Genomic DNA, 25,518 nt, shown 5'->3' with positions numbered 1-25,518 from the left:
CGCCGCTTACGCGTGCGCCGGCTGTGCGGGGACGACGGACAGGCGCAGGCCGACGGTCTTGAGCACCGCGAGCAGGGTTTTCAGCGTGGGGTTGCCGTTGGGGGAGAGTGTGCGATACAGCGATTCGCGGCTGATGCCGGCTTCGGCCGCGACGGCGCCGAGCCCGCCGTACGCTTCCGCGACCGTACGCAGCGCGAGCAGGCCGGCCGCGCGGTTGTCGGGATCGTCGAGCGACTCCATCGCGACGCGCAGATAGGCCACCGCGAGTTCGCGGTCGGCGCCGAGTTCGGCGACTTCCGCGTCGTGGTGCGATACCGCGGCTTTGAGCTGCTTCATGCTTACCTCCGTGTCCGGTTCAACCTTGGTCGCGATTGTAGCTTATAAGTTACAGGGCGAGGGGCCGAGGAGGAGGCGTGTGAACCGCAGACCTGTCGGCGCGAGCCGACAGGCTTCCTGACATTACTGCTTCGCCGGCGCGACCGTCGCGACCTTGTCGAGCGCAGCGGGGATGTACGTGTCGAGCTGCGTGGTCACCGATTCGTAGAAGTCGATCGGCTTGCCCCACGCGTCGGGCACGTCGACGTGCTTTCCGGACGCATACTCGGCGAGCGTGAACACCTTGCCGGCGGCCGACGGATAGAGCGCGAGCACCTTCTCCTTGTGTTTGTCGGTCATCGTCAGGATCACGTCGGAATGCTTGACGTCGTTCGCGTTCAACTGCACCGAACGGTGCGCGGACGTGTCGATGCCGCGGCGCTTCATCAGGATCACGCCGTTTTCCTCGGGCTTTTCGTCATACGGATCTTCGTCGACCGCGCGCGAAATCACCGCGATGTGCGCGTGGCGCTGCGCGATCAACTGGCCGGCGATCGCTTCGGCCATCACGCTGCGCCCGGTGTTGCCCGTGTCGACGAACGCCACCTTCTTCGGCTCGTCGGCGAATGCCGAAGTCGCGCACTGGATGCCGACGCAACAGAGCAGTGCCAGCGTATTGAGGGTGTGCCTTCTTTTCATGATGTCTCCGCGAGGATGGGGGAGCCCCGGCGGCGCGCCAGGGCTTGCGGGAGATCATGACGGCCGCATGCGACGGAAAAAAATAAACGACCGGTTTTCGCAAGACGGCGTCGCTTCGTGGCAAGCGGGCCCGGTGGCGACGCATGCGCCGTGTGCCCGATCGGGGAAGCCGCGAACCACGGCCCCGATCGCGGCGCGCGACTGCTTCATCGTCACGCCGTTACCGCCACCCGTTCCGCCGCGAACCCCGCCAGTGTCCGCAACGCGTCGCGCGCCGACCGCAGGTAAAACGCCTGCAGATGAAACACGTGCCAGCGCGCCGCATGAACCTCCAGCCGGCACGGCACGCCACAAGCCTGCGCATGACGGGCCAGCCGCTGCGCATCCGACAGCAGCACCTCCTGGTCGCCGGCCTGGACGAGCATCGGCGGCAGGCCGCGCAGGTCGGTGTCGAGCGGGCCGCGGGCCGCCACCGAACCGGCGCCGTGATACCAGCGCAACCCCTGTTCGAGCCAGCCGCGACGGATCATCGGATCGTCGTGGCGGCGCGAAGCCAGCGTCGCGCCGCCGAGCGCGGGATCGGTCACGGGCGAGATCAGCAGCAGCGCGGCGGCGGCCGGCTCGCCGCGCTCGCGCAGCGCGATGGCCAGCGCGAGCGCCAGCGCACCGCCGGCCGAATCGCCGGCGATCACGATCCGGTGCGGCGCATGGCCCTGCGCGCGCATCGCGTCATAGACGGCCAGCGCGTCGTCGAGCGCGGCCGGGCTCGGATGCTCGGGGGCCAGCCGGTAATCGGGCACCCACACTGGCAGGCCGGCATCGTTCGCGAGCCGCGTGGTCACGCCGCGATGCGTATGCGGGCCGCCGAGACAGAATGCGCCGCCGTGCAGATAGAGGATCGCGCCGCCCGTGTCGCCGCGTTTCGGCGCCACGACTTCGACCGGCACGCGATTCGCGGACGTACGGTAGCGCAGCGTGCCGCCCGTGCCCGGCATCAGCGGTGACAGCAGCGCGACGACGCGGCGCTGCATGCGCGCGCCGAACGGCGGCCCGATCAGCGGCCGGAACGCCACGCGCAGGAAGCCGCGCAGCGATGCGGCAGTGAGGGCCTCCAGCCGGCCGGCGGGCGGCGCGACCACCACGTCGCGCGCCGGTGCGACCGACTCGGGCAACGGATGCGTGAAACGGTAAGCGGACATCCCGGTGAAGCGCGTGATCCACCGGTAGGTCAGCGTGAAGCCCGGCCAGTTCGTGCTGTTGTGTCCCGACGCATCGACGTACCAGCTCTTGCAGGTGTTCCACACCGATCCTTCGAGCCGCTGCTGCACATGCACGTTGAAGCGCCGGTAGCGGCGCGCGTCGACGTCGATCTCGCGTGCGCCGTCGCGCCGCATCGTGCGCAGGCAGCGCATCACGTGCGCGATCTGGCTCTCGAGCATGTAGACGATCGAGTTGTGGCCGAGGTTGGTGTTCGGGCCGTACAGCATGAAGAAGTTCGGAAAGCCGGGCACGGTGAGCCCGAGATACGCCTGCGCGCCGCGCCGCCATGCGTCGTTCAGGTCGAGCCCGTCGCGGCCCGTGATGCGCATCGGCGACAGGAACTCGGTCGCCGCGAACCCGGTGCCGTAGACGATCGCTTCGACCGGATGGTGCACGCCGTCGACGGTCTCGATGCCGTTCTCCGTCACGCGCCGGATCCGCTGCGTGACGAGCTCGACGTTGTCGCGGCTCATCGCGGCAAGGTAGTCGCTCGACAGCAGGATGCGTTTGCAGCCGATCGGGTAGTCGGGCGTGAGCCGCGCACGCAACGCGGCGTCCGGCACGTCGCGTGCAAGCAGCTTGTGGAACGGCCGGCCGACCGCGACCTTCATCAGCTTGTGCAGGCGCGTGAACGCGATCGCGCGCGATTCGTAGCGCAGGTAGATCGATGCGCGATGCAGCTTCATCGCCCACGGCAGCCGGCGGAACAGCGCCTTCTCCCACGGCCGGTACGCGCGGTCGGGGCGCGGCATCACGTAGGCCGGCGAACGCTGGAATACGACCAGGCGCTGCACGTCGCCGGCGATCGCCGGGACGAACTGGATCGCCGACGCGCCGGTGCCGACCACCGCAACGCGTTTGCCGACGAGCGAATAGTCGTGATCCCAGTGCGCGGAGTGGAAGGCGCGGCCGTGAAACGTGTCGATGCCGGGCAGGTCGGGCATCGCGGGGCGGCTCAATTGCCCGGTGCCGCTGACGAGCATGGTGGCGCTCAGCGTCGTGCCGTCGGCGAGCGTGACGCGCCACAGCGCAGCAGCTTCGTCGTAGCGCGCGTGCTGGACTTCGGCGCCGAAGCGCAAATAGCGCGCGAGGCCGTACTTGCGCGCGCAATGCTGCAGGTACGCATGGATTTCGGGCTGCGGCGCGAACACGCGCGACCAGGCCGGATTCGGCTCGAACGAGAACGAGTACAGGTGCGAGGGCACGTCGCAGGCAGCGCCCGGGTAGCTGTTGTCGCGCCACACGCCGCCGACGTCGTGCGAGCGTTCGACGATCGTGAATTCGTGGATGCCGGCACGTTGCAGTGCGATCGCCATGCCGATGCCGGCGAAGCCGGCGCCGATGATGATCGCCGCAAGCGGGGCGGCGGATTCGGTCAGGTGGGCTGCGTCACGCGACGACATGGCGGGTCTCCTCCGGCTGGACGGCATCGTGCGCGGCGCACGAGGCGGGAGCGGTGTCGCGATCCGTCGATGCGTCGGCGGCTTCGCTCGCTGGCCGCACTGACGTGCGGCTCACGCCGCGGATCAGGTCGACGGCCTTCTCGGCGATCATGATCGTCGGTGCGTTGGTATTGCCGCCGATGAGCGTCGGCATGATCGACGCATCGACGATGCGCAGCCCCTGCAGGCCGCGCACGCGCAGTTGCGGATCGACGACGGCGAGCGCGTCGTGCCCCATCCGGCACGTGCCGACCGGGTGATACACGGTGTCGGTGCGCCGCCGCAGCACATCGCGGATTTCATCGTCGGTGTCGACGTTCGCGGTGAACAGGTCGCGCGTGGTCCAGCCGGCAAGCGCAGGCGCCTCCATCAGCCGGCGCGTGAGGCGGAAGCCCGCGACCATGTCGTCGAGGTCGCGCGGATCGTCGAAGAACGCGGGATCGATGCGCGGCGCCGCGAGCGGATCGGTGCCGTTGAGCGTGACCGAGCCGCGGCTGCGCGGCCGCAGCAGGCACACGTGGCACGACAGCCCGTGGCCGGCGTGCAGCTTGCGCGCGTGATCGTCGACGAGCGCGACGACGAAGTGCAGCTGGATGTCCGGTGCGTCGAGTTCGGCGCGCGTCTTCAGGAAACCGCCGCCTTCCGCGAAATTCGATGTCAGCATCCCGCGCCGTTCGCGGCGGAAGCGTATGAACTCGCGCAGCATGCGCAGGCCGCCGCGCGCGGACACGCCCATCGTATCGACGCTGCGGGTGCGGTAGCCGAAGATGAAGTCCGGATGATCCTGCAGGTTGCGGCCGACGCCGGGCAGGTCGGCGTGCACGGCGATGCCCTGTTGCTGGAGTTCGCGGCCCGGGCCGACGCCCGACAGCATCAGCAGCTGCGGCGTCTGCAGCGCGCCGGCCGCGAGCACGACTTCACGCCGTGCGCGCAGCGTGCGCACCTCGCCATGCTGCCGCACCTCGACGCCGATCGCGCGCGTGCCGTCGAACAGGATGCGCAGCACCTGCGCGTGCGTCTCGACCGTCAGGTTGTCGCGCCGGCCGAGGTGCGGCAGCAGGTACGCGCGCGCCGCGCTCCACCGTTCGCCGTGCTTCTGCGTGACCTGGTAGATGCCGATGCCTTCCTGCTGCTCGCCGTTGAAATCGTCGGTGAGCGGCAGGCCGGCCTGCTGCGCGGCTTCGAGGTAGCGCGCATGGAACGGGTTGCCGGTGCGCAGGTCGCTCACCCACAGCGGGCCGTCGCGGCCGTGCCACGCGTCGTCGAAGCGCTCGTTGTGCTCGCTCAGGCGGAAGTACGGCAGCACGTCGTCGTACGCCCAGCCTTCGTTGCCGAGCGCGGCCCAGCCGTCGTAGTCGACGCGATGGCCGCGGATATAGACCATCGCGTTGATCGCCGACGAACCGCCCAGCACCTTGCCGCGCGGCTGGTAGCCGATGCGCCCGCCGAGGCCCGGCTGCGGCACCGTGTCGAACGCCCAGTTGTTGATGCGCGTCGGCATCATCGCGACCGCGCCGGTCGGCACGTTCACCAGCGTGCCGTCGCCGCGGCCGCCGGCCTCGAGCACGCAGACGGTCACGGCCGGGTCCTCGGTCAGCCGCCCGGCGACGACGCTGCCGCCCGAACCGCCGCCGACGACGATGTAGTCGAAAGTCTTGCTCATGGATTCGTCCTCTGATGGTCGATGGATCAAGCGGGGCGCGGCGGGTGGGCCGCGAGTGGCGGGGCGGGGGCGCGGGCGGATTCGGCGCGCCGGCATGCGAAGCGGGCTGCGGGATCGGTCGGGCGACTCGGTCGCATGGTGTCTCCTCAGGAGGGCGATGGCGTCGTTCGGATGACGACTGGATGACGTCGATGGTGCTGGCCGCATGGGAAAACACCAATGCTGCTTCGGGACAATTGTTTTAGTATTTGGGCCAAATCGGCGCTTCGAGGGTTTCTCCGCATGAGCTTCTGGGATTTCACCCGGAGTCCGGCCAGCGCCCGGCTGCTGGTCGATTTCGGCGACGAACGCGGCGTGCCGCACACGACGCTGCTGGCCGGCACGGGGCTCGCGGACGCGCAGCTCGACGATCCGAAAGTCGAGGTGACGGCCGCGCAGGAGCTGCGGCTGACCGGCAACCTGCTGCGCGCGCTCGGGCGCGCGCCGGGCCTAGGGTTCGAGGTCGGCCAGCGCTATCACTTTTCCGCGTACGGGGTGTGGGGCTACGGGCTGATCGCGAGCGCGACCGCGCGCGACGCGCTCGCGCTGGCGCTGCGATTCCTGCCGCTCACCTATGCGTTCACGGTGATCACGTACCGCGAGGAAGACGGGACGTGCGTGCTCGGTTTCGGCGCGCCGGAACTCGATGGCCCGCTGAGCCGGTTCCTCGTCGAGCGGGACATGACGGCCGCGGCCGTGCTGCTGCAGGAAATTGGCGATGACGCATTCGCGTTGTCGCGCTTCACGGTGCAGGCGGCGCGCACGCCGAGCATGGCGGTGCCGCGCATCGCCGGCATCGAGCCCGCGTTCTCGGCGCGCGCGAACAGCCTCGCATTCGACCGCGTGTTTCTCGACCGGCTGCTGCCGCACGCGAATCCGCTGACGGTGTCGATGTGCGAGCAGATGTGCGGCCAGTTGCTCGAAGCGCGGCGCGCGCGCGTGGGCACGTCGGAGATGGTGCGCCAGTACCTGACCGCGACACCTGGCCCCGCGCCGTTCTCGCTGGAAGACATGGCGCGGCTGATGAACACGAGCCCGCGCACGCTCAAGCGCCGGCTGCAGGAAGAGGGCACGACGTTCCGCACGCTGCTCGCGCAGGCGCGCGGCGCGATGGCCGAGACGTTGCTCGGCGACGCGCGCCTGTCGCTCGCGGAAGTGGCCGAGCGGCTCGGCTTCAGCGACCTGTCGAGTTTCTCGCAGGCGTTCAAGCGCTGGTACGGCGTGCCGCCGGGCGCGTATCGCAGCGCGGCGCAACGGGACAGCGGCCGTTCCTGAATCACGGTACGATCACTGGCTTTCCTGCCGACATTCCAATCACGAGAGACTCCGCATGATCACGATTCGCCCGATGACCGACGACGATTTCCCGCGCTTCTGGCCGACCTACCGCGCGATCGTCGCTGCTCAGGAAACCTATGCATTCGATCCGGCGCCGACGCAGGAAGCGGCGCGCGCCCTGTGGCTCGCTGCGCCGCTGTGCACGTGGATCGCCGAAGAGGATGGCGTCGTACTCGGTTCGTACTACCTGAAGGCGAACGCGGCTGGGCCCGGCAATCACGTGAGCAACTGCGGCTACATGGTGAGCGAGGCCGCACGCGGCCGTGGCGTCGCGCGCCTGATGTGCGAGCACTCGCAGCAGGTCGCGCGCGAGCGTGGCTTCCTCGCGATGCAGTTCAACTCGGTGGTGTCGACGAACGAGGTGGCGGTCGCGCTGTGGCAGAAGCTGGGTTTTGAAATCGTCGGGCGCCTGCCGCGTGCGTACCGTCACGCGCGGCTCGGTTTCGTCGATAGCCTCGTGATGGTCAAGTGGCTCGGCGACACGGGGGCCGCCGAGGCCTGAGCACGCAGCCGCTTCGTCAGACGGCGAACGCGCCGTCGAACACGACCCGGTCGTCGAGCGCGAGCGTGCCGCGCGCGAAGATCAGGTCGAGATGGTGGCTGCCGTTTTCGCCGCCGCCGAGCCCGAGGTGCAGGCCCGGATGACGTTCCTCGAACCCGGCGTTGCGGCCGTACAGCCCGCGAATCCCGAGGTTCGTGCCGATGCCGAATTCCTCGATCCGCCGGTGGTTCGCATGCCGGTCGAGATAGGTCGAGAAATCGCGCCGGAAGCCCTCATCGTCGGTATCGAAACCGACGATCATGCTGTTCTCGACATGCAGCGTGGCGAGCCGCTCGGCCACCTTGTACTTGATCGCGAACGGCACGGTGCCGAGAAACGTGCCGCTGAAGACGATCGAGCCGTTGAGATCGGTGACGTGCGTCGCGATCTCGCCGGGCACGACGTCGAGGTTGCCCATTCCATCCACGCTCGTCCATTTCTGGTCCGGCGCGAGCGAGCCCGTCAGCGTGTTGCCGGCTTCGTCGATGAAGCGGATCTGCGATGCGTGCGCGGCCGCGTCGATCAGCCGGCCGTTGCGTGCCGCGATGTCGTCGAGCGATTCGGCGAACGCCTCGTCGAGGTGTGGCCCGTAATCCTTGAACAGTACCGACTTGCTCCAGTGCTCGACGATCGCGGGGCGAATCGCGGCGAGGAACGGCGGCCCGCTTGGCGACGGTGTCGGCAGGCACGACGAGTCGTACAGCAGCACGAACAGATCGGCGCGATCGAGCGCGGCAGCAATGTCGGCGGGCGGGGTGCTTTCGAGGCAGAGTGTGGTCGCGTCGAGCGAATCGGGCAGGGCGGAAAACGCGCGCAACGCGATGTCGCGGTTGCGGGTGTCATGGCCGACCAGCAGTTTTCCCGACTCGCCGCGCGCCAGCTTGTCGCGCAGCGCGGGGTGGAAGCCCAGCGCGCGGTGCAGGTTCAGCATGCGTGTCTCCGGAAGCAGCGGAAGGGCCGCGGCCCTTCCGCGAGAACGGGTGGCCCGCTCAGACCGGCCAGAGCGCGGTGCCGAACGGCACCACGGCGTCCTCGACCATCATGTCGACGGCCTCGGGGTGCGTGTCTTCCTGCATCCAGTCAAGCAATTCGATCTGCTGGGTGTCCTGCATGTCAATTCTCCTGTGGTGAACATGAGTGTTTCAACATGAAAGTGCGGCTAAAAAATTGCCACTCCTCATCACGCATTTCATGAATGCGCGACGAGTGGCGTTGATATTAGTCTGAGGAATTTACGAATGCAATGCGTTGCAAGGTTTTTAGCCGAGGCGTGCTAAACATGGGGGATTTGCGGATCGCGTGCCGTAAAACACGGATAAAGAGGATGACGAATTCGATGTCATTTTTTCAATGACAGGAATTGGAATCGACGCATTGCACTCGGCGATTTTTCATCGGGAATTCAATCGCCGAGATTGCCGCGAGTGATGTCGTTCGCGGCGAGCAAGCGTGCATGCGCGCGGACGCGTCGTCGGTCATCGGTAGCGCGTCAGCGGCCTGACGCCCGTGTCAACCGAGCAGCGCCTTGCCGAGCGGTTTGGTCGGCTCGGACCGGAGCACCAGTGACGTCGTGACCGCACCGAAGCGCGCGATCGCATCGATGATGGTTTCCAGTTGTCCCGGTGTCGGCACCAGGACCTTCAGCAGGAAGCAATCCTCGCCGGTCATCCGGTGGACCTCGATGACGTGCGGCATCTCGGCGAACGCGCGCAGCGCAGGCTTGATGTGTTCGTGCGTCGTCTTCAGCCGGATGATGGCCATCATCCCCAACCCCAGCGCGGCCGGGTCGATCCGTGCGCCGTAGCCCGCGATGATGCCGCGCTCTTCCAGCCGCTTGACGCGCTCCGACGTGGCGGGCTGCGACAGGCCGATACGCCGGCCCACTTCGGACAGCGGCGTGCGCGCATTTTCCTGTAGCGCTTCGAGGATCGAAAGATCCAGGCGATCGAGCTCTCCGTTCGACATGTCCGCTTTCCTGCTCCGTTAATTCATCGGCATATTGTCTCAATATCCGATGATTTGCCATTCCCGGTCGGTTTCCGGCAGGCCAGACTGCGAACTCGCTTATTCATGGAGACGGAGATGGACCAGACGATCGTGATCGTGCCGGGGATCGGCAACTCGGGACCGGATCATTGGCAGAGCCACTGGGAGGCCGCGCTTCCGGGCGCCGTGCGCATGGAGCCGGCGTCATGGGATGCGCCCGACCTGCGCGACTGGATCGCGGCGCTCGATGAAGTGGTCGCGCAAGCCGCGACGCCGCCGGTGTTGATCTGTCATTCGCTGGGTTGCCTGCTGTTCGCGCACTGGCGTGCGGCGTCGGCGCGGGTCGTGCGCGGCGCGATGCTCGTGGCGGTGCCCGATCCTCACGGCCCGCGTTTTCCGGTTGCGGCCCGTGCGTTCGCGGATGTGCCGGGCGGCGATTTCGGTGGCTTGCCGGTGCTGGCGATCGCCAGTTCGGATGACGGGTACGATCCATCCGGGCGCGGCATTGCATGGGCAAGCGAGCGGGGTGCGACGCCGTTGCTGCTCGGCCCGCGCGGCCATCTGAATACGGACGCGGGATTGGCGGAATGGCCCGAGGGACGCGCGTTGTTCACGGCCTTCATGGCGGGATTGCAGGGGTAGCGCGGGCAAGCGGCCGACGTGCTCCCGCGACGGCTTGCGGTGGGTGATGCATGGACGACCCGGCTGCTGCGGCCGGGCGCCTGTCGCCAACCCATGCCGGCCCGCGACGGCTCAAGTATGATCGATCGACAGAATTGGAAGCCCCGGCAGTCGGGATTGACGCGTGCGGAACACCGGTTCCGCCGTCACGACTTGCCGGGGCTTCGAACGACCAAGGAGACACGCGATGCGCGCAGCGCCGCAACCGGAGCGTGCCGGCCCGTCGAGGCCGGACACCGGCGCGACCGGCACCTACCCCGACCGTGACCCCGATCGCATGGCCGCGTGGCGGCTCGCGATCTGCCTGTCGCTCGGCAGCGCGATCGCGCTCGGCCTCGCGCGCTTTTCGTATGCGCTGCTGCTGCCGCCGATGAAGGCCGATCTCGGCTGGACGTTCGCGCAGGCCGGCGCGCTGAACACGGCGAACGCGGCCGGCTACCTGGTCGGTGCGCTCGCGTTTCCGTTGCTGTCGCGCCGCTGGCGAGCAGGCTCGCTGCTGGCGGCCGGGTGCGTGCTGACCGCGTTGCTGATGGCCGCGTGCGGGGTCACGTCCGGCATGCACGCGCTGCTCGTGCAGCGGCTCGCGACCGGCGTCGGCAGCGCGCTGATCTTCATCAGCGGCGGCGTGCTGGCCGCGCGGCTCGCATCGGCGTCGCCGCGCGATGCGAGGTTGCTGCTCGGCCTCTACTACGGCGGCACGGGATGGGGCATCGTCGCATCGTCACTGCTCGTGCCGGCGACGCTCTCGCACGGCATCCATGGCTGGCAGCCCGCATGGTTCGCACTCGCGTTCGCGTGCGTGCTGTTCTCGGTGGTGGCCGTGTCGGCCGCGCGCCGCATCGAGCACGTACATGCGGCGCCTGCCGCGCCACGCGACGGTGCGGCGCCGGCCGCGACCGCGAGCCCCATTCGCTTCGCACTCGCGCTGGCCGGCTACGGCCTGTTCGGCGTCGGCTATATCGGCTACATGACGTTCATCGTCGCGCTGCTGCGCGGTGCGGGAATGAGCGGTACGGTAGTCGCCGCGTTCTACGTGATGCTCGGCGTCGCGACCGTCGTGTCGGCGCGGCTGTGGTCGGGGCTGCTCGACCGGATGCGCGGTGGCCAGGCGCTCGCCGTGCTCAACGCGCTGCTCGGTATCGCGACGCTGATGCCGGCGATGTTCGTGCATCCGGTGGCCGCGTTCGCGTCGGGCGTGCTGTTCGGTGCGACGTTCCTGTCGGCTGTTGCATCGACGACGGCCTTCGTGCGCCACAACCTGCCGCCCGACGGCTGGGCGAAAGGGATCAGCGCGTTCACGACGGTCTTTGCGTTCGGGCAGATCGCCGGGCCGGTCGCGATCGGCTGGGTGTCCGACAGCGCGGGGCTTGCGCGCGGGCTCGTGTATTCGGCGCTGACGCTTTTCGCAGGCGCCGCGCTCGCGGCCGGGCAGCGCGCGTTGCGGGCCGCGGCGTAGTCACGCGCGATACACCATTCACCGCACGCACGCCGTGCGCGATACGCGATGAAACGCACGGCTGAAGTAGATCAGGCTGTCGCCGTCGTCGCGCACGCGGATCGACGTCGCCTCGATGAACATCACCGAATGCGAGCCGACCTCCTTCATGTCAGCGATCGTGCCCTGCAGGCTCGCGAGCGCGTCGCGCAGCACGGGCACGTCCTGGTCGCCGCGATCCCACACGGGCAGGTCGAAGCGCCGCTCCATCGGCAGGTCGGTGAGCCCTGCGAAATGCCGTGCAAGTTGCTCGTGTTCGGCCGGCAGCACGTTGATGCAGACGTGGCGGTTGCGTTCGAACGTCGCACGCATCGCGCTCGACCGGTTGAGGCACACGAGCAGCGTCGGCGGCGTATCGGTGACGGAGCACACGGCGCTCGCGGTGATGCCGCAGCGGCCGTGTGGCCCGGCGGTGGTGATCACGTTGACGGCCGCGCCGAGGTGGGCCATCGCTTGCCGAAAGGCCTTCTGCGCGTCGGTCGGCTCGACGCGTGCCGGTCGCTGGATATCGGTCGTGGAAGACATGGGCGCTCCTGATTGGACGAAAGCGGCGATCGCGTGGCGCTGCCGCTGCAGCGCCGGATCGCCGACGATGACCCAAGCGTACGTCGCGAAAATGCCGGCGACCATTCGCACGATTGACGATGGAGATGGCGTTCTCGCCAACGCATCTAAAGGTTCTACCTAGATGCGCGCCGCACCGCGCGAAAAAAATCGAGATTGCACGTTCATGTCGCCCGTGAAGGGGTTTTCAGCGGGTTTTCGGCTCGTTATGATGTGCCGCACACCCCCAGCGAACGACGTGCGCGACGCGCCGGTAACCGGCCCCGTATGCGGCGCGTGCGATACCGATACCGATATTCAGCGAGACACCCGCGATGACGTCACCCGCACCGATCGTATACATCGTCGACGACGACAACGGCATGCGGACGTCGCTCGCGTGGCTGCTCGAATCGGTCGGCATCGCGTCCGAAGGGTTCGCGAACGCCACCGATTTTCTCGCGCGTTTCGACGTGAACCTGCCCGCGTGTCTGGTGCTCGACGTGCGGATGCCGGAGAAGAGCGGCTTCGACGTGCAGGCGGAACTGAACGCGCGCGGCGCGACGCTGCCGGTGATCTTCGTCAGCGGGCATGGCGATATCCCGATGTCTGTGCGCGCGCTGCAGAACGGTGCGATCGATTTCGTCGAGAAGCCGTACAACTCGCAGCAGATGCTCGAGCGCGTGCAACGCGCGCTGCGGCTCGCGCAGCAGCGGCATGCGGTGAGCCAGCGCCACCGCGAGTTGCGCCAGCGACTCGATGCGCTGACCGCGCGGGAGAAGGAAGTGCTGCGCGGCGTGGTGGACGGCAAGGGCAGCAAGCAGATCGCGTCGGATCTGTCGATCAGCGTGAAGACCGTCGACGTGCATCGCGCGAGCATCAAGGAGAAGCTCGGCGCGACGTCGATCGCCGCGCTCGTGCGCGACGTGATGGTCGTGTGGGGCGACGACGGCGAAGCGCCGCGCTAAGGTACGTTCCCTTGTCGGGAGAGGTTCGTTCGCGGGCCGGCGCATAGGCGGCCGTTGGCGTGAACCGGCCCGGAGCGTCGCAGGAGACGCGGCGAGGCCGTCGTGCTCAGCGCATGTACAACCCGCCGTTGATGTCCCAGCACGCGCCGTTCGCGAAATGCGCGTCGCCCGACGCGAGCAGCACGGCGGCATCCGCCACGAAGCCGGCCGAGCCGAGCTTGCCGCCCGGCAGGCTCGCAAGCACCTGGCGCAGCTTCTCCGGTGCGACGCTTTCGTACACGATCGGCAGGTCGAGCGGGCCCGGCGAGATCGCGTTGACGGTGACGCCCTGCGCGGCGAGATCGCGCGCGAACACCTTGGTCAGCGTCAGCGTGCCGCCCTTCGCGGCCGCGTAGTGCGCGCCCGTCGCCGAGCCGCCATTCTGTCCGGCGAGCGACGCGATGTTGACGATACGGCCCGCGCCGCGCGTCGCGAAGTACTGGCCGAACACCTGGCAGCCGAACAGCACGCTGCGCAGGTTCACGTCGATCACCTGGTCGAACTGCTCGGCCGTGATCTCCATCGCGGGCACGACTTTCGATGCGCCCGCGTTGTTCACGAGCACGTCGATCGTGCCCCAGCGCGCGACGAGCGCATCGCGCGCGGCTTCGAAATCGCGTTTCGACGTGACGTCGAGCGGCAGCGCGATCGCGCGTGCGCCGCTCGGGTCGAGTTCGCGCGCATGCGCCTGAATGGCGTCGGCGGCGATATCGGCCAGCGCGACGCGGTAGCCGGCCGCATGAAAGCGTTCGGCGATGACGGCGCCGAGCCCGCGCGCGGCGCCGGTGACGAGGACGACTCGGTCTGACATGGTGCGTGATTCCCTGGTTGGCGAGCGCGTGCCGGGTGCAGCCGCGCCTGCATCGTGGTTCATGCGGCGAGTGCCGCTTCGAAGTGTGCCGCGATCGCGCAGACCTGCTCGTCCGCGCCCTTGCGCCCGACGATCTGCAGGCCGGCCTTCAGCGGCGAACCGGCCAGCGGCAGCGGCAGGCTCAGTGCCGGATGGCCGCTCAGGTTGAACGGCCGGATCAGCGACGACATCGCGATCACCGATACGCCGTCGCGTGCCTGCTGCAGCGTGATCGGCAGCGCGGGCAGCGTCGGCAGCACGAGCACGTCCGCGTGTTCGAGCGCGGCGTCGACCTGTGCGGTGAAGCGTGCACGCACGGCCTCGGCTTCTTTCAATGCCGCAGGCGTGGTCGTGGCGGCTGCTCGCAATCGCGCATCGAGGTCGGCGCCGAGCTTGCCGGTCGCGACGAGATGGCCGAACGCGTGCGACGTTTCCGCGTTGATCACGGTGAGCCCTGCGGCGAACGAGGCCGCCATTTCGTCGAGCACGACCGCGTGCGAACGCAGGCCGGACGCGCGCACGGCCGCGTCGAGCGCGGCGGCGATCGCCGGATCGGCGTCGACCGTGATTTGCGCGACTGAGCAGCCTGCGGCGGAGGCCGCCGCTCGCGCACGATCGAAGCCCGGAGCGATCGCGGCCATCACCGCGGCCAGCGTGCGGATGTCGCGTGCGAACGGCCCGACGCAATCGAGCGTCGTCTCGGCGGGCGCGACGCCGCACCGCGACACGCGGCCGAACGTCGGCTTCAGCCCGGCCACCCCGCAGCAGGCGGCCGGCCCGCGAATCGAGCCGCCCGTGTCGGTGCCGAGCGCCGCATCGACCGCGCCGAGCCCGACGAGCGAAGCGGAACCGCTCGACGAGCCGCCCGGAATGCGCGTTTCATCCTGCGGATTGACGGGCGTGCCCGTGTAGTCGTTGATGCCGGTCATGCCGAATGCGAGCTCGTGCATGTTCGCCTTGCCGGCGATCCGCCAGCCCGCGTCGAGCAGCAGGCGGACCACGTCCGCGTGTTGTTCGGCCGGCGGTGCATCGGCGAGCGCACGGCTCGCCGCGCGGGTCGGATGGCCCGCGATGTCGATCGTGTCCTTGATCGCGATCGTGGGGCCGGGGCCGCCGAGCGTGAACGTATCGATGAAGCCTGTCATGGTCGGTATCGTGCGCAGCGTTGGAAAGGATCAGAAATCAGGACCGTGGCGCGGCAGCGAGCGGCCACGGGCCGTCGAGCACGCGTTCGGTGCGGAAATGGCGGATCAGCCACGCAGCGCCGTCAGCGGCCGGCGCGAAATCGACGGTCAGCCGCGCGGCGATCAGTTCGGCCGAGCCGTCCGCGTAGCGCGACGCCTGCAGCATGATCCAGCGGCCGCGTGCGCTTGCGTTGTCGGCGCCGATCTCGATCGACTCCGACGTCAGGAAGTGCAGGTTGGCCGAGAAATGCGGATCGGGCGGCAGGTAGCGGCCCAGCATCGCGACGATCGCGGCCGTGCCTTCGAGGCGGCCGAACTTGCGTGCGTACTGCCGGCCGATGCCTTCCCACACGGCATCGGTCGTGAACAGCCCGGCGAGCGACGGGCCGTCGCCGGCATCCTCGGGCACGTCGCACAGCGCCATGTAGCGCGTAATCGTCGCGCGCACCGCGCGCTCGGCGTCGAGCGCCGCCAGGCGCTGCGCGAGCGCATCGATCAGGCCGGGAGACAGGTCGGTCATCGCGCGCCTCACGCCGCGGGTTTCGCGGCCGGCGGCACCGTCAGCGCGCGGCCGACCCGCGCTTCGATCTTGCCGTAGCGCCACAGGTTGTATTCGCCGACCGGCGTCGTGCGATACAGGTTGCACACGGCGACCGTCGTGTCGAAATCGGCGACGTCGGCCATGATGTAGAAGGTCCACGGCGCGCCGTCGGCCTGGCCGACCACGAGGCGGTCGTCGTCCATCACGCCGAGCACGCGCACGCCGGGCATCGCTTCGACGGCGGCGAGCATCGCGCCGTACGCCTGCCACACTTCGCCGATCTTCTCGCGCGGCAGGTCGAAGAAATTCTGCGACACGCCGCAGCAGAACAGGACGCGCAGCGGCAGCGGATTCGAATCGGACATATCAGGTTCTCCAGAGGAATCGGTGGGGCGCATGAACCGGCCGGCAACGGCGCTTCGGCTTCATGCGCGTTCAAAAACAGTGCGGTCGACGCGGGTTACGTTACAGATAGCCGGGAAACGGCGTGACGCCGGTGAACACCGCGCCGGCGCCGTCGAAGTTGCCTTCGGCGAGAAACGCGTGCTGCGTGACGACCATTGCGTCGCGCAGCAGCCGTTGCAACGGATGCGACCGGTAGATCGCCGCGGTGCCGCCGAGCCGGTACGCGCGTTCGACGACGCTCGCGCCTTCGCGTGCGATCTGCGTGGCCGCGAGCCGCAGCAGGCTGACCTGGTCGGGCGTCACGGGGTTGCCCGCGAGAATCGATTGCCACACCGTATCGGTCGCATCGTAGAAGAACGCGCGCGCCGAGCGCAGTTGCGCCTCGGCCTTCGCGAGCTCGATGCGGAAATACGCGCGATCGGCGAGGCGCGGTGCGCCGGTCGTCGTCTGGCGGCCGCCTGACATGCGGTTCGCGACGTCGAGCGCCGCGCGTGCGAGGCCGAGGTTGACGACGGCGAGCACCTGCGCTGCATACGCGACGGTCGGATAGCGGTACAGCGGCTCGTCGACGGTCGGTTCGCCGCCGCGCACGAAGGTCCACGCTTCGGGCACGAAGCGGTCGTCGACGCGCAGGTCGTGGCTGCCGGTGCCTTGCATGCCGACCACGCTCCAGTTCTCGACGATCTCGACGTCGGCTGCGCGGAACACGGCCGTGCGCGGCTTGTTCGGCGCGGCGTCCTGCGCGCCCGGCACGGCGATGCCGACGCCGAGCCAGTCGGCCCCCTTGCAGCCGCTCGCGAATTTCCACGTGCCGTTCACGCGCCAGCCGCCCGGCGCGGGCTGGGCCGGCTGCACCGGAAACAGGCCGCCCGCGAACACCTGGTCGGGGCCGCTCGCATACAGCTCGGCCTGGGTGTCGAGCGGCAGCGCGGCGAGATACACGTTCGCGGAGCCGAAGCTCGCGACCCACGCGGCCGAGCCGTCGGCGGTTGCGATCCGTTCGATCATGTCGAGGAACGCGGTCGGCGCGAGCGCATCGCCGCCGAAGCGGCGCGGCGTGCCCGCGCGATAGATGCCGGCCTGCTTGAACAGCGCGATCACGTCGCGCGGCACGTGCGACAGGCGGTCGAATTCTTCGCGGCGCGCGGCGACGGTCTCGATCACGGCGTCGAGCGGCGACAGCCGGGCGGCCGGTTCGCTGGCCGCATGGGGGGCGCTCGGTGCGGTGTCGAGGGCGAGGGCGGCGTGGGGCATGGCTGTCTCCTGGGGCGGATTGGGGTTCGAATGCGAGGTGGTCACGACGATGCAGCCAGTCTAGAAACGCCGAAAACGCGCAGCAATTGGTGCGTTGGGCCGTGCGACTGGTGACGTTCCGTGCCGCACTAAAGAAATCTTCAGATGCGGGCGGCGCGCGCCGGTGCTATGTTGGGTTTCCAGCCGCGCGATGCCGCGCGGCCTCATCCGAAGCCGATCATGAGTTTCCCCGACGAAGACGATTTCCACCGGCTGCTCGACGCGCTGACGACCTGCGTGCTGCTGCACGACGCGCACACCAAGGCGATCGTGTGGGCGAACCGCGCCGCGTGCATCGCGCTCGGTTTTTCCGTCGAGGAACTGCTGCCGCTGAAGGCGCCGGACATGACGCGCCCCGAACCGAAATACCAGCGCGAGATCGCCGTGAGTGCGTGGGATCGCGCGCTCGTCGACGGGCCGCAGGTGTACGAGTGGTGCTACCGGTCGCGCACGGGCGTCGACATGCTGTCCGAGGCGACCGCCACCTACGTGCCGCTGCGCGGGCGCGACGTCGTGATGGTGCAGTTCCGCGACATCAGCGCGGAAGAGGCGGTGCGCCAGCAGCTGCGCCGCTACGAGGCGCGGCTGCGTGAATTCATGCAGGATCTCGACGAAGGCATCGCGGTCGTCACGCCGCACGGCGGCGTGCAGTTCATCAGCGAGTCGGGCCGCCGCGTGCTCGGGCTCGCGCCCGACGAAGCGCTCGGCGAGGTGCTCGACTACTGCTCCGCGGCCGACCGCGACCGGCTCGTCGCGCAACTGCGCGATGCGCCGTCCGCGTATCCGTCCGCGCCGCAGCGCTACCGGATCGTGCGGCGCGACGGCTCGCCGTGCTGGCTGCGCATCCTGTGCCGGCAGGTCGAGATCGAGGACGATCTCGACGGGCTGCTCGTGCAGTTCCGCGACGTGAGCGACGAAGTCGCGATCGAGGACGCCCGCCGCGCTGAAGCGCGCATGCTCGAACATGCGGGCCGTTACAACGCGATGGGCGAGATGGCGAGCGTGATCGCGCACGAGCTGAGCCAGCCGCTCGCGGCCGTGCGCAATTTCATCGAAGGCGCGGTGCAGCGGCTGAACGCGCGCGGCGCGATCGACGACGCGATCTGGGGGCTGCGCAGCGCGGACCGGCAGGCCGAGCATGCGGCGCTGATCATCAAGAGCGTGCGCGAGTTCATCGTGAAGCGCGAACCGGTCGTCGCGCTCGCCGACCTGCGCGACATCCTCGCGGACGTCGCGTATTTCATCGAGCTGCGCGCGAAGGAGGCCGGCGTGACGATCACGATCGTGCAGGCCGATGCGCCGCTGCCGATTCGCTGCGAGCGCGTGCTGATCGGGCAGGTAATCCTGAATCTCGCGTTCAATGCGATCGAGGCGTTCGCCGGTTGCGAACGTGTGCCGCGCACGCTGACGCTCGGCACCGCGAACGTGGCCGGGCATGCCGAGTTGCGCGCGATCGACAACGGCCCCGGTATCGCGGCCGGCGCGCACGACCGGCTGTTCGACGGCTTCTCGTCGTCGAAGGCGGGCGGCAACGGAATCGGGCTGTCGCTGTGCAAGAGCATCGTCACGCGCCACGGCGGCCGGATCGCGGCGAGCCCGGCCGATGGCGGCGGGCTCGACTGCCGCGTGACGCTGCCGCTCGCCGATACGAAGACGAATACGAACACAAGCGCATCGTCGCAGGCGAACGCGTGATGCCGCGGCCGCCCGGCGGTCGTCGCGCATGAGCGGGCAGGCATGCGCGCAGCGCATGGTCAGCGCCCGAGCGCCCGTGCGGTTAGCCCGCCGATGCCGAAATCGGTGTTCGGGATGTCCTTGATCATCACGCGGGTGGCTGGTAACGGCGCGTCGAGCACGCTGGCGCTCGTCTCCGACAACGCGGCGATCAGCGCGCGCTTTTGTTCATCGGTGCGGCCGGCGATCAGGATCGCGACGATCACGGGCAGCGACGGCGGCGCGCCGTCCGCGGCGCTGCGGCCACCGAGGCCGATGTGCGTCGCGGGCAATTCGGTGAGCAGCACGCGCACCGATTCGAGCGGCGCGCCGATCGAATCGACGGTCGCGTTGCTGAGCCGTGCGATCAGTTCGGCCTTGCGGGCGTCGTCGTGGCCGGCCGGCAGGAAAACTTCGAGTGTGGGCATGGTCGTCGGGAAAGGTGAAGGTGGCCGGCTCACCGTTGCGCTGGCGACGGCGAACCGGTGGCCGCTGACAGGTGAAGGTGGCCGGCTCACCATTGCGTTTGCGACGGCGAACCGGTGGCCGCTTATAGGTGAAGGTGGCCGGCTCACCGTTGCGTTGGCGACGGCGAACCGGTGGCCGCTGACAGGTGAAGGTGGCCAACTCACCGTTGCGTTGGCGACGGCGAACCGGTGGCCGTTGACAGGTGAAGGTGGCCGGCTCACCGTTGCGTCGGCGATGGCGAACCGGCGGCCGCTTACAGCAGGAAGCCGATCGCGCTGAGCGCTTCGGTCGAGTCGATCAGGCGCACGACCTTCTCGGCGATCCGCATCTCGCCCTCGGCATCGACGTGCAGCTTGTGCGTGACATCGGCCGCGAACAGCGTCGCGACGCCGCGCTTGTACGCGACGACAACCTGCGCCGATTTCAGCTCGACGGTGCCGGCGCTGCCGCTTTCCAGCGTGAAGCGCGACACGGTGCGCACGGTGCGCGCCGCATCGGTCGCCGACGCCGAATAGCCGGACACCATCCGCTGCACGCGCTTCTCGCGCATGTCCTGATCGTCGAACACGTAGTTCAGCGTGGCGGCGAAGTCGGTCGTGTCGGGATCGATCGGCACCACGTAGTGGCCGGCCGGATCCCACAGGTCGAGCCACGCGCGATAGTCGCGGCGGTCGAGCATCTCGGCTTCGCGCCACACGAATTCGACCGCGCGGGCGAAGGTCTGCTCGGAAAAGAGGGCGTTGCGGTCGTCCATTATTGTTGCTCCATCATCGTGCGCCATTGCTGGTAGGCCTCGCGCATGCCGGTCTCGTCGGTCGCATGCGCGGTCTTTTCGCCGTTCGCGGCGGTCGTCTCGCGGTTCAGCCCGCGATTCACGAGGATCGGCACGTCGGGGCCCGCGTGCGCACCGCGCTGTACGCGCTCCCAGGCTTCCGCGTCGTCGGGGCTGCCGAAGCCGAACGGGCCCTGGAAGTGCTCGTGGATGCGCAGCCGCTCGCGGTTCGCTTCGTCGGGGCCGCCGTCCATCGCGAGCGCGACGTGACGGATCTCGGTTTCGTTCGCCGAGATCGGCCGCAGCACGCGGAAGAACGCCATCGACAGCGCGAGGTTCGGGAACAGGTTCAGGTTGAAGCCGACGCCCATCAGCGAGCGCACGATGCGGCGCACTTCTTCCGGCGTGTGGCGCTCGGCGAGCTTCGCCGCGAGCGGCGCGAAGCGCTCGGCCAGCGGCGCGCCGTCGTCTTCGTCGAGGTCGATCAGCTCGGGCATCAGCACCGCGAGGCTGTGGCCGTTGCCGAGCCCGCGGCAGAACGCGTCCTCGCTCGTCATGAAGCTCGTGATCGCGGCGGCCGTCTCGTCGTCGATCGACTTCATCCACGACTTGTGCACGACCGGGAAGTGATAGAGGTCGGTCGTGTTCTCGAGCTGGATCTTCCAGTTGCCCTTGAACTTGAACTTGTGCTCGCCGTTTGCCTTGATCGGGTAGCCGGCACCCTGTTTCATGAACAGGTCGATCCACGGCTTCGCGCCGCCGAGGAAATCCTCGAGCGGTTCGATGTCATCGTTGAAGCTCGCGAAGATCAGCCCCTGGTACACGCCGACGCGCAGCTTCACGAGCGGCAGGTCGCCTTTCTCGCACACGCCTTCGTAGCCGTCGCCGTACGGCAGCGCGCGCAGCGTGCCGTCGAGCGCGTACGACCAGCTGTGATACGGGCACGTGAAGCCCTTCGCATTGCCCTTGTGCGATTCGCACACGGTCGCGCCGCGATGGCGGCAGCGGTTCTGCAGCACGTTGATCTCGCCGGTCTTGTCGCGCGCGACGATCACCGGCTGGCGGCCGATCGTCGTCGTGATGAAGTCGCCCGGGTTCGGCAGCTCGCTCTCGTGCGCGACCCAGATCCAGGTACGGTAGAAGATGCGGTCGAGCTCGGCTTCGAACAGCGCGGGGTCGTGATACATCGCGGGCGCGATACGGTCGGGTTGCGCGAGACCATGCAACGCGCTGGTGTCGATCGTCTGGTAGGAAATGTCGCTCATCGTTGTCGTGGGGAAAGAGTCGCGAAATCGGGCCGCGCAGCGCGCGGTTTCGAGTACCCAGTCTCGTCTTCCACTATATATCCGTCAAATTGATCTAAAATTGGCTGGTCAATAAATACGGCAAATGATGGAGGCTACGATGACGTCGGTCGATCATCTCGATCTGAACCTGTTGCGCGTGTTCCAGGCGATCGTCGAGGAACGCAGCCTGACGAAGGCCGGCGAGCGGCTCGCGCTGTCGCAGCCGGCCGTCAGCTATTCGCTCGGTCGGCTGCGCACGCTGTTCGACGATCCGCTGTTCGTGCGCACGCGCTCGGGCATGCAGCCGACCCCGGTCGCGCTCGAACTCGCGGGGATCGTCGGCAAGGCGCTCGACATGGTGCGCGTGGCCCTGCGCTATGCGGAGCGCTTCGATCCGGCGACCAGCACGCGCACGTTCCGGCTGTCGTTGTCGGATGCGGGCGAGATGGCGTACCTGCCGGCGATCTGCCAGGCGCTGCGCGAGCGCGCGCCGCGCGTGACGCTGAGCGTGCAGCCGCTGCCGGTGGAGGAGATCGAGGAAGCGCTGCGTGCGAGCCGGCTGGATTTCGCGATCGGCAACCTGCCGGAACTGATGCCGCGCACGCGCCACCAGGTGCTGTTCGAGGAAACCTACGTGTGCATGACGGGTCGCCGGCGCGGGGTGCCGAGCGGCGCCGCGCTGAGCCTCGAACAGTTCGTGCGCGCTGCGCACGTCAACGTGAAATCGGTCGAGCACAGCCATCACGCGCTCGACGATGCGCTGCGGGCGCAGGGCGTGGGCCGCAACATCGCGCTCGAAGTGCCGCACTTCGTCGCGCTGCCGAGCGTGCTGTCGGTCACGGATCTCTATGCGACGCTGCCGAAGCGGCTCGCGCAGATCCTGAACCGCGACAACACATTCCGCCTGTATGACTTGCCCGTCACGCTGCCGCCCGCGCCGGTGACGATGCACTGGCACGAGCATTTTCATGAGGATGAGGGCAACGCGTGGATGCGCACGCTGCTGACCGAGCTCGTCGAGCGATTCGACAATGCGTGATTCACGGGGACGGGGCAACTCGTTGAATGCGGGTGTTGCTGGCCGAGCTCGTCGAGCGTTTCGACGACGCGTGATTCATGAAGACGGGAAACGCGCTGGATGCGTGTGTTGCTGGCGGAGATCGTCGAGCGATTCGACAACGCGTGACCCACGAGGCGAGGGCGACGCGTGGATCCACGCGTTGCCGGCTGAGGTCATCGCGCAGTTTCGACTGCGCGCGACGTCTTGAACCGGCGCCGCTCGCGCCGTGAGCGTCAGAGATCGAGCACCAGCACCGCCGAGCGCGCACGCGACACGCAGCAGCAGATCACCGTGTTGCTCGCACGCTCGGCCTTGCTGAGACAGTGATCGCGATGATCGGGCTCGCCGTCGATGACAGGCACCATGCAGGTGCCGCACACGCCTTCGCCGCATGACGTGTCGACCTCGATGCCGATGCGCGCGAGCGCGTCGACGATCGACGCGTCGGGCGTGACACGTACCGATTGACCGCTGCGCTGCAGGCGCACCTCGAATCCGTCGGCCGGGCCGGCATCGGCATTGCCCGCATCGGCGGCGGCCGGTTCCGCCGCGAAGCGTTCGAGATGGACCGAATCGTCGGGCAAGCGCGTCGCGGCCGCCGCGACGACCGCATCCATGAACGGCCCCGGGCCGCACGTATAGACGTGTGCGTGCGCGTCGACCGATTCGACGCAGCGGCCCAGCTCGGCCGCGAGCGCGTCGGGCTCGATGGCGTAGTGAAACGTCACGTGCGACGCAAACGGCTCGGCCGACAACTCGGCGACGAAGGCCGCGTGCTCGCGGCTGCGTGCGAAGTAGTGCAACCGGTAGCGCGCGCCGCGCTTGTGCAGCGCATACGCCATCGACAGCAGCGGCGTGATGCCGATGCCGGCCGCGATCAGCACGTGTTCGCTCGCGCTATCCGTCAGACGAAACAGGTTGCGCGGCGCGCCGATCGACAGCTCGGCGCCAACTCGCACGTCGTCGTGCAGCGAACGCGAGCCGCCGCGCGACTGCGCCTCCTTCTTCACCGCGAACAGGTAGCTGCCGCGCTCGTCGGGGTTGCCGCACAGCGAGTATTGGCGCGTGATGCCGGACGGCGCGGTGACGTCGATATGGGCGCCCGGTTCGTAGGCGTCGAACGGCTGGCCGTCGACGCGCGAAACCCGGAAACAGCGGATGTCCTGCGCCGCGTCGATCAGCGCGTCGATCCGGACTTGGTGGCGGTTCGCTTGCATGGGGAAATCCGTGGGGTAGGGGAAACGCGGCGCGGCAGACACCGCGCCGTCATGCGATCGAGAATAGGGACGGGCATCGCATAAATCAAATCGATTAAAAAGCGATGACTGAATCAGTGGGATGGATGATGGTCGGGCGACCGATCGCGCCCGATGTTCAGCGCGCGGCGATTGCGTTGCCCGCCTCGGCCGCCTGCGGCGCGGCCGCCGATGCATGACCGCGTTCGCGATCGAGGCTGCGGCGATAGTGCCGGCACCCGGCGGCGAGCAGCAGCGCGGCGAGCGTGGCCGCCGCGACGTTGACGATCGACATCGAGTGGCCGACTGCCGCCGGCGCGCCGAACACGCGATCGGTGAACAGCGCGACGACGGTCGTGCCGATCCCGAGCGCGATCAGGTTCGACACGAGCAGGAACAGCGCGGAGATCTGTGCGCGCATCTGGTTCGGCGCGAGCGTCTGCATCGCGGCGGTCGAAGTCGGCATCGGGAACGACGCGAAGAACATCGCGACGACGAGCATCGCGAGCGACGCGGGCAGCGAGTCGAGCTGCGTGAACAGCGTCGCGGGGATCACCATGCAAGCGGCGCCGATCGCGCCGGCACGCATCGGCGCATCGCTGCGGCCGCGCTTGAGCAGCCAGTCGTTGAGCCAGCCGCCGCAGAACACGCCGGCCGTATTCGCGACCAGCAGCACGATGCCGAGTGTGTAGCCGGCTTCGACGGCCGTCATCCCGAAGTGGCGGATATAGAACGCGGGCGTCCAGCTCAGCAGGCAGTACAGCGTCATCGCGTAGAACGAGAAGCCGAGGTAGTGGCACGAGAAGGTCGCGCGATGCGTGCCGACGAAGCGCAGCGAATCGCGCATCGACACGCGCCGCACGGCGCCCGAGCGATCCTGCGCGAGCCCCTTGCGCTGCGGGTCGCGCACGGTCGCGGCGAACAGCAGCGCGACCAGCAGCCCCGGCAGCCCGACGATCAGGAACGTGACCTGCCACGCATGCACCTGCCCGACCACCGGCAGCGTGAACGCGCTCGCATGCTTGAGCAGCGCGATCACGTAGCCGCCGATCAGGAACGCGACGCCGCCGCCGATGAACGAGCCGAGCGAATATACGGCGATCGCGCGCCCGAGCTTCTCCTTCGGGAAGTAGTCGGCGAGCATCGAATACGCGCCGGGCGACAGCGCGGCCTCGCCGACGCCCACGCCCATGCGCGCGATGAACATCTGCACGAAATGCTGGCTGAGCCCGCACGCGGCAGTCGCGACGCTCCACAGCGCGATGCCGATCGAGATGATCCGCGGCCGCGCGTAGCGATCGGCGAGATACGCGACGGGCAGCCCCATCACCGCATAGAACAGCGAGAACGCGAAGCCGTTCAGCAGGCTGAACTGCGTGTCGGACAGCTGCAGGTCGCGCTTGATCGGTTCGATCATCAGCACGAGGACCTGGCGGTCGACGAACGAAAAGACGTACGCGAGCATGCAGATGACGACGACATACCATTCGTACGTATAGCGCTTGCCGTCGGCAGCGCGGGCCGTGGATGCGGACATGCGGATTCTCCAGGAGCGGGCGGTGGAAAAAAGCGGCAGCGGCCTTGCGGGCCGGGCGCCGTCGCGGCGCGAAAGCGTGCGGGTGACACGATCGGAGACGCAGCGTAGTCGGCCAAATTCGGCCGCCATAGCCGGAGTGACAGCGGCGCCACACGGGCATTTACC

The 25,518-nt window shown here is 68.4% G+C and carries 25 protein-coding genes; 7 read left to right on the top strand and 18 right to left on the bottom strand.

All coding sequences use genetic code 11. From position 1 onward, the window contains the following. Positions 1-6: 6 nt before the first annotated feature. From BCO18175_RS02455 to BCO18175_RS02440, 4 genes are all read right to left on the bottom strand, one after another. Complete coding sequence (locus tag BCO18175_RS02455; RefSeq protein ID WP_174979189.1) at positions 7-336, bottom strand: helix-turn-helix domain-containing transcriptional regulator; 330 nt, start codon at positions 334-336, stop codon at positions 7-9. A 123-nt stretch (positions 337-459) separates the two neighbouring features. Beyond that, complete coding sequence (locus BCO18175_RS02450) at positions 460-1,014, bottom strand: protein tyrosine phosphatase (RefSeq protein ID WP_174918136.1); 555 nt, start codon at positions 1,012-1,014, stop codon at positions 460-462. Positions 1,015-1,226: 212 nt separating this feature from the next. Further along, complete coding sequence (locus BCO18175_RS02445; protein WP_174979188.1) at positions 1,227-3,677, bottom strand: flavin-containing monooxygenase; 2,451 nt, start codon at positions 3,675-3,677, stop codon at positions 1,227-1,229. Then, on the bottom strand, positions 3,664-5,379 hold the full coding sequence (locus BCO18175_RS02440) for a GMC family oxidoreductase (protein WP_174979187.1): 1,716 nt from the start codon (positions 5,377-5,379) through the stop codon (positions 3,664-3,666). The genes BCO18175_RS02445 and BCO18175_RS02440 overlap by 14 nt, the downstream gene beginning before the upstream one ends. 282 nt (positions 5,380-5,661) lie before the next feature. Between BCO18175_RS02440 and BCO18175_RS02435 the strand changes: the two genes are divergently transcribed. Beyond that, on the top strand, positions 5,662-6,693 hold the full coding sequence (locus BCO18175_RS02435) for an AraC family transcriptional regulator (protein ID WP_174968143.1): 1,032 nt from the start codon (positions 5,662-5,664) through the stop codon (positions 6,691-6,693). Between the two features lie 55 nt (positions 6,694-6,748). Then, the gene (locus tag BCO18175_RS02430) at positions 6,749-7,258 is read left to right on the top strand and encodes a GNAT family N-acetyltransferase (RefSeq protein ID WP_174968144.1); all 510 of its coding nucleotides are present in this window, start codon (positions 6,749-6,751) and stop codon (positions 7,256-7,258) included. 16 nt (positions 7,259-7,274) lie between these two features. Here BCO18175_RS02430 and BCO18175_RS02425 read toward each other — a convergent pair whose 3' ends face one another. The 3 genes from BCO18175_RS02425 to BCO18175_RS02420 form a co-directional block, all read right to left on the bottom strand. Continuing rightward, on the bottom strand, positions 7,275-8,228 hold the full coding sequence (locus tag BCO18175_RS02425; RefSeq protein ID WP_174918131.1) for a leucyl aminopeptidase: 954 nt from the start codon (positions 8,226-8,228) through the stop codon (positions 7,275-7,277). Positions 8,229-8,286: 58 nt separating this feature from the next. Then, a complete protein-coding gene (locus BCO18175_RS40820) occupies positions 8,287-8,409 on the bottom strand; it encodes a hypothetical protein (protein ID WP_006766865.1) in 123 nt (40 codons plus the stop codon). Positions 8,410-8,806: 397 nt separating this feature from the next. Further along, positions 8,807-9,262: an Lrp/AsnC family transcriptional regulator gene (locus tag BCO18175_RS02420; protein WP_174979186.1), complete on the bottom strand. Its 456-nt coding sequence runs from the start codon at positions 9,260-9,262 to the stop codon at positions 8,807-8,809. Positions 9,263-9,379: 117 nt separating this feature from the next. Here BCO18175_RS02420 and BCO18175_RS02415 point away from each other — a divergent pair, with 117 nt between their 5' ends. Both BCO18175_RS02415 and BCO18175_RS02410 read left to right on the top strand, forming a co-directional pair. After that, positions 9,380-9,925: an RBBP9/YdeN family alpha/beta hydrolase gene (locus BCO18175_RS02415; RefSeq protein ID WP_174979185.1), complete on the top strand. Its 546-nt coding sequence runs from the start codon at positions 9,380-9,382 to the stop codon at positions 9,923-9,925. A 226-nt stretch (positions 9,926-10,151) separates the two neighbouring features. Then, positions 10,152-11,420 (top strand): YbfB/YjiJ family MFS transporter, encoded by a 1,269-nt coding sequence (locus tag BCO18175_RS02410; protein ID WP_174979184.1) that lies wholly within the window; start codon positions 10,152-10,154, stop codon positions 11,418-11,420. Positions 11,421-11,438: 18 nt separating this feature from the next. On the opposite strand, the gene hpaC is transcribed toward BCO18175_RS02410, so the two are convergent. After that, a complete protein-coding gene (hpaC, locus tag BCO18175_RS02405; RefSeq protein WP_131931651.1) occupies positions 11,439-11,984 on the bottom strand; it encodes a 4-hydroxyphenylacetate 3-monooxygenase, reductase component in 546 nt (181 codons plus the stop codon). Positions 11,985-12,337: 353 nt separating this feature from the next. Between hpaC and BCO18175_RS02400 the strand changes: the two genes are divergently transcribed. Then, positions 12,338-12,970, top strand: a complete 633-nt coding sequence (locus tag BCO18175_RS02400; RefSeq protein WP_122948954.1) for a response regulator transcription factor — start codon at positions 12,338-12,340, stop codon at positions 12,968-12,970. A 106-nt stretch (positions 12,971-13,076) separates the two neighbouring features. Here BCO18175_RS02400 and BCO18175_RS02395 read toward each other — a convergent pair whose 3' ends face one another. From BCO18175_RS02395 to BCO18175_RS02375, 5 genes are all read right to left on the bottom strand, one after another. Further along, positions 13,077-13,820 carry an SDR family NAD(P)-dependent oxidoreductase gene (locus BCO18175_RS02395; RefSeq protein WP_174979183.1) on the bottom strand — a complete coding sequence of 248 codons (744 nt, stop codon included), beginning with the start codon at positions 13,818-13,820 and terminating at the stop codon, positions 13,077-13,079. A gap of 59 nt (positions 13,821-13,879) precedes the next feature. Further along, entirely contained in the window at positions 13,880-15,004 is a 1,125-nt protein-coding gene (locus BCO18175_RS02390; RefSeq protein WP_174979182.1) for an amidase, read from the bottom strand. A 37-nt stretch (positions 15,005-15,041) separates the two neighbouring features. Continuing rightward, on the bottom strand, positions 15,042-15,563 hold the full coding sequence (locus tag BCO18175_RS02385; protein ID WP_174979181.1) for a nuclear transport factor 2 family protein: 522 nt from the start codon (positions 15,561-15,563) through the stop codon (positions 15,042-15,044). Between the two features lie 8 nt (positions 15,564-15,571). After that, positions 15,572-15,949: a hypothetical protein gene (locus tag BCO18175_RS02380; protein ID WP_011356094.1), complete on the bottom strand. Its 378-nt coding sequence runs from the start codon at positions 15,947-15,949 to the stop codon at positions 15,572-15,574. Positions 15,950-16,049: 100 nt separating this feature from the next. Further along, positions 16,050-17,243 carry an acyl-CoA dehydrogenase family protein gene (locus BCO18175_RS02375; protein WP_174979180.1) on the bottom strand — a complete coding sequence of 398 codons (1,194 nt, stop codon included), beginning with the start codon at positions 17,241-17,243 and terminating at the stop codon, positions 16,050-16,052. Between the two features lie 144 nt (positions 17,244-17,387). Between BCO18175_RS02375 and BCO18175_RS02370 the strand changes: the two genes are divergently transcribed. Continuing rightward, positions 17,388-18,977, top strand: coding sequence for a sensor histidine kinase (locus BCO18175_RS02370; RefSeq protein ID WP_174979179.1), 1,590 nt, complete (start codon positions 17,388-17,390; stop codon positions 18,975-18,977). 59 nt (positions 18,978-19,036) lie between these two features. On the opposite strand, the gene BCO18175_RS02365 is transcribed toward BCO18175_RS02370, so the two are convergent. The 3 genes from BCO18175_RS02365 to BCO18175_RS02355 form a co-directional block, all read right to left on the bottom strand. Continuing rightward, a complete protein-coding gene (locus BCO18175_RS02365; protein ID WP_174979178.1) occupies positions 19,037-19,423 on the bottom strand; it encodes a tautomerase family protein in 387 nt (128 codons plus the stop codon). Positions 19,424-19,716: 293 nt separating this feature from the next. Continuing rightward, the gene (locus BCO18175_RS02360; RefSeq protein ID WP_039364109.1) at positions 19,717-20,220 is read right to left on the bottom strand and encodes an aromatic-ring-hydroxylating dioxygenase subunit beta; all 504 of its coding nucleotides are present in this window, start codon (positions 20,218-20,220) and stop codon (positions 19,717-19,719) included. Continuing rightward, positions 20,217-21,500, bottom strand: coding sequence for an aromatic ring-hydroxylating oxygenase subunit alpha (locus BCO18175_RS02355; RefSeq protein ID WP_174979177.1), 1,284 nt, complete (start codon positions 21,498-21,500; stop codon positions 20,217-20,219). The genes BCO18175_RS02360 and BCO18175_RS02355 overlap by 4 nt, the downstream gene beginning before the upstream one ends. A gap of 139 nt (positions 21,501-21,639) precedes the next feature. Here BCO18175_RS02355 and BCO18175_RS02350 point away from each other — a divergent pair, with 139 nt between their 5' ends. After that, complete coding sequence (locus BCO18175_RS02350; protein ID WP_174918121.1) at positions 21,640-22,560, top strand: LysR family transcriptional regulator; 921 nt, start codon at positions 21,640-21,642, stop codon at positions 22,558-22,560. 254 nt (positions 22,561-22,814) lie between these two features. Here the strand turns inward: BCO18175_RS02350 and BCO18175_RS02345 are convergent, their stop codons facing one another. Together BCO18175_RS02345 and BCO18175_RS02340 are read right to left on the bottom strand one after the other, a co-directional pair. Next, positions 22,815-23,798, bottom strand: a complete 984-nt coding sequence (locus BCO18175_RS02345) for a PDR/VanB family oxidoreductase (RefSeq protein WP_174979176.1) — start codon at positions 23,796-23,798, stop codon at positions 22,815-22,817. A gap of 157 nt (positions 23,799-23,955) precedes the next feature. Next, positions 23,956-25,353, bottom strand: a complete 1,398-nt coding sequence (locus BCO18175_RS02340) for a spinster family MFS transporter (RefSeq protein ID WP_174979175.1) — start codon at positions 25,351-25,353, stop codon at positions 23,956-23,958. Between the last annotated feature and the right edge of the window lie 165 nt (positions 25,354-25,518).

The organism is Burkholderia lata (assembly GCF_902499335.1).
Classification (GTDB): Bacteria; Pseudomonadota; Gammaproteobacteria; order Burkholderiales; family Burkholderiaceae; genus Burkholderia; species Burkholderia lata_B.
This window is presented reverse-complemented; position numbering and strand designations above follow the sequence as displayed.

What these genes read in the sequence shown, in the direction of transcription:
- BCO18175_RS02455 (WP_174979189.1), bottom strand. Translation starts at nt 336, where the DNA reads ATGAAGCAGCTCAAAGCCGCGGTATCGCACCACGACGCGGAAGTCGCC.
- BCO18175_RS02450 (WP_174918136.1), bottom strand. Translation starts at nt 1,014, where the DNA reads ATGAAAAGAAGGCACACCCTCAATACGCTGGCACTGCTCTGTTGCGTC.
- BCO18175_RS02445 (WP_174979188.1), bottom strand. Translation starts at nt 3,677, where the DNA reads ATGTCGTCGCGTGACGCAGCCCACCTGACCGAATCCGCCGCCCCGCTT.
- BCO18175_RS02440 (WP_174979187.1), bottom strand. Translation starts at nt 5,379, where the DNA reads ATGAGCAAGACTTTCGACTACATCGTCGTCGGCGGCGGTTCGGGCGGC.
- BCO18175_RS02435 (WP_174968143.1), top strand. Translation starts at nt 5,662, where the DNA reads ATGAGCTTCTGGGATTTCACCCGGAGTCCGGCCAGCGCCCGGCTGCTG.
- BCO18175_RS02430 (WP_174968144.1), top strand. Translation starts at nt 6,749, where the DNA reads ATGATCACGATTCGCCCGATGACCGACGACGATTTCCCGCGCTTCTGG.
- BCO18175_RS02425 (WP_174918131.1), bottom strand. Translation starts at nt 8,228, where the DNA reads ATGCTGAACCTGCACCGCGCGCTGGGCTTCCACCCCGCGCTGCGCGAC.
- BCO18175_RS40820 (WP_006766865.1), bottom strand. Translation starts at nt 8,409, where the DNA reads ATGCAGGACACCCAGCAGATCGAATTGCTTGACTGGATGCAGGAAGAC.
- BCO18175_RS02420 (WP_174979186.1), bottom strand. Translation starts at nt 9,262, where the DNA reads ATGTCGAACGGAGAGCTCGATCGCCTGGATCTTTCGATCCTCGAAGCG.
- BCO18175_RS02415 (WP_174979185.1), top strand. Translation starts at nt 9,380, where the DNA reads ATGGACCAGACGATCGTGATCGTGCCGGGGATCGGCAACTCGGGACCG.
- BCO18175_RS02410 (WP_174979184.1), top strand. Translation starts at nt 10,152, where the DNA reads ATGCGCGCAGCGCCGCAACCGGAGCGTGCCGGCCCGTCGAGGCCGGAC.
- hpaC (WP_131931651.1), bottom strand. Translation starts at nt 11,984, where the DNA reads ATGTCTTCCACGACCGATATCCAGCGACCGGCACGCGTCGAGCCGACC.
- BCO18175_RS02400 (WP_122948954.1), top strand. Translation starts at nt 12,338, where the DNA reads ATGACGTCACCCGCACCGATCGTATACATCGTCGACGACGACAACGGC.
- BCO18175_RS02395 (WP_174979183.1), bottom strand. Translation starts at nt 13,820, where the DNA reads ATGTCAGACCGAGTCGTCCTCGTCACCGGCGCCGCGCGCGGGCTCGGC.
- BCO18175_RS02390 (WP_174979182.1), bottom strand. Translation starts at nt 15,004, where the DNA reads ATGACAGGCTTCATCGATACGTTCACGCTCGGCGGCCCCGGCCCCACG.
- BCO18175_RS02385 (WP_174979181.1), bottom strand. Translation starts at nt 15,563, where the DNA reads ATGACCGACCTGTCTCCCGGCCTGATCGATGCGCTCGCGCAGCGCCTG.
- BCO18175_RS02380 (WP_011356094.1), bottom strand. Translation starts at nt 15,949, where the DNA reads ATGTCCGATTCGAATCCGCTGCCGCTGCGCGTCCTGTTCTGCTGCGGC.
- BCO18175_RS02375 (WP_174979180.1), bottom strand. Translation starts at nt 17,243, where the DNA reads ATGCCCCACGCCGCCCTCGCCCTCGACACCGCACCGAGCGCCCCCCAT.
- BCO18175_RS02370 (WP_174979179.1), top strand. Translation starts at nt 17,388, where the DNA reads ATGCGGGCGGCGCGCGCCGGTGCTATGTTGGGTTTCCAGCCGCGCGAT.
- BCO18175_RS02365 (WP_174979178.1), bottom strand. Translation starts at nt 19,423, where the DNA reads ATGCCCACACTCGAAGTTTTCCTGCCGGCCGGCCACGACGACGCCCGC.
- BCO18175_RS02355 (WP_174979177.1), bottom strand. Translation starts at nt 21,500, where the DNA reads ATGAGCGACATTTCCTACCAGACGATCGACACCAGCGCGTTGCATGGT.
- BCO18175_RS02350 (WP_174918121.1), top strand. Translation starts at nt 21,640, where the DNA reads ATGACGTCGGTCGATCATCTCGATCTGAACCTGTTGCGCGTGTTCCAG.
- BCO18175_RS02345 (WP_174979176.1), bottom strand. Translation starts at nt 23,798, where the DNA reads ATGCAAGCGAACCGCCACCAAGTCCGGATCGACGCGCTGATCGACGCG.
- BCO18175_RS02340 (WP_174979175.1), bottom strand. Translation starts at nt 25,353, where the DNA reads ATGTCCGCATCCACGGCCCGCGCTGCCGACGGCAAGCGCTATACGTAC.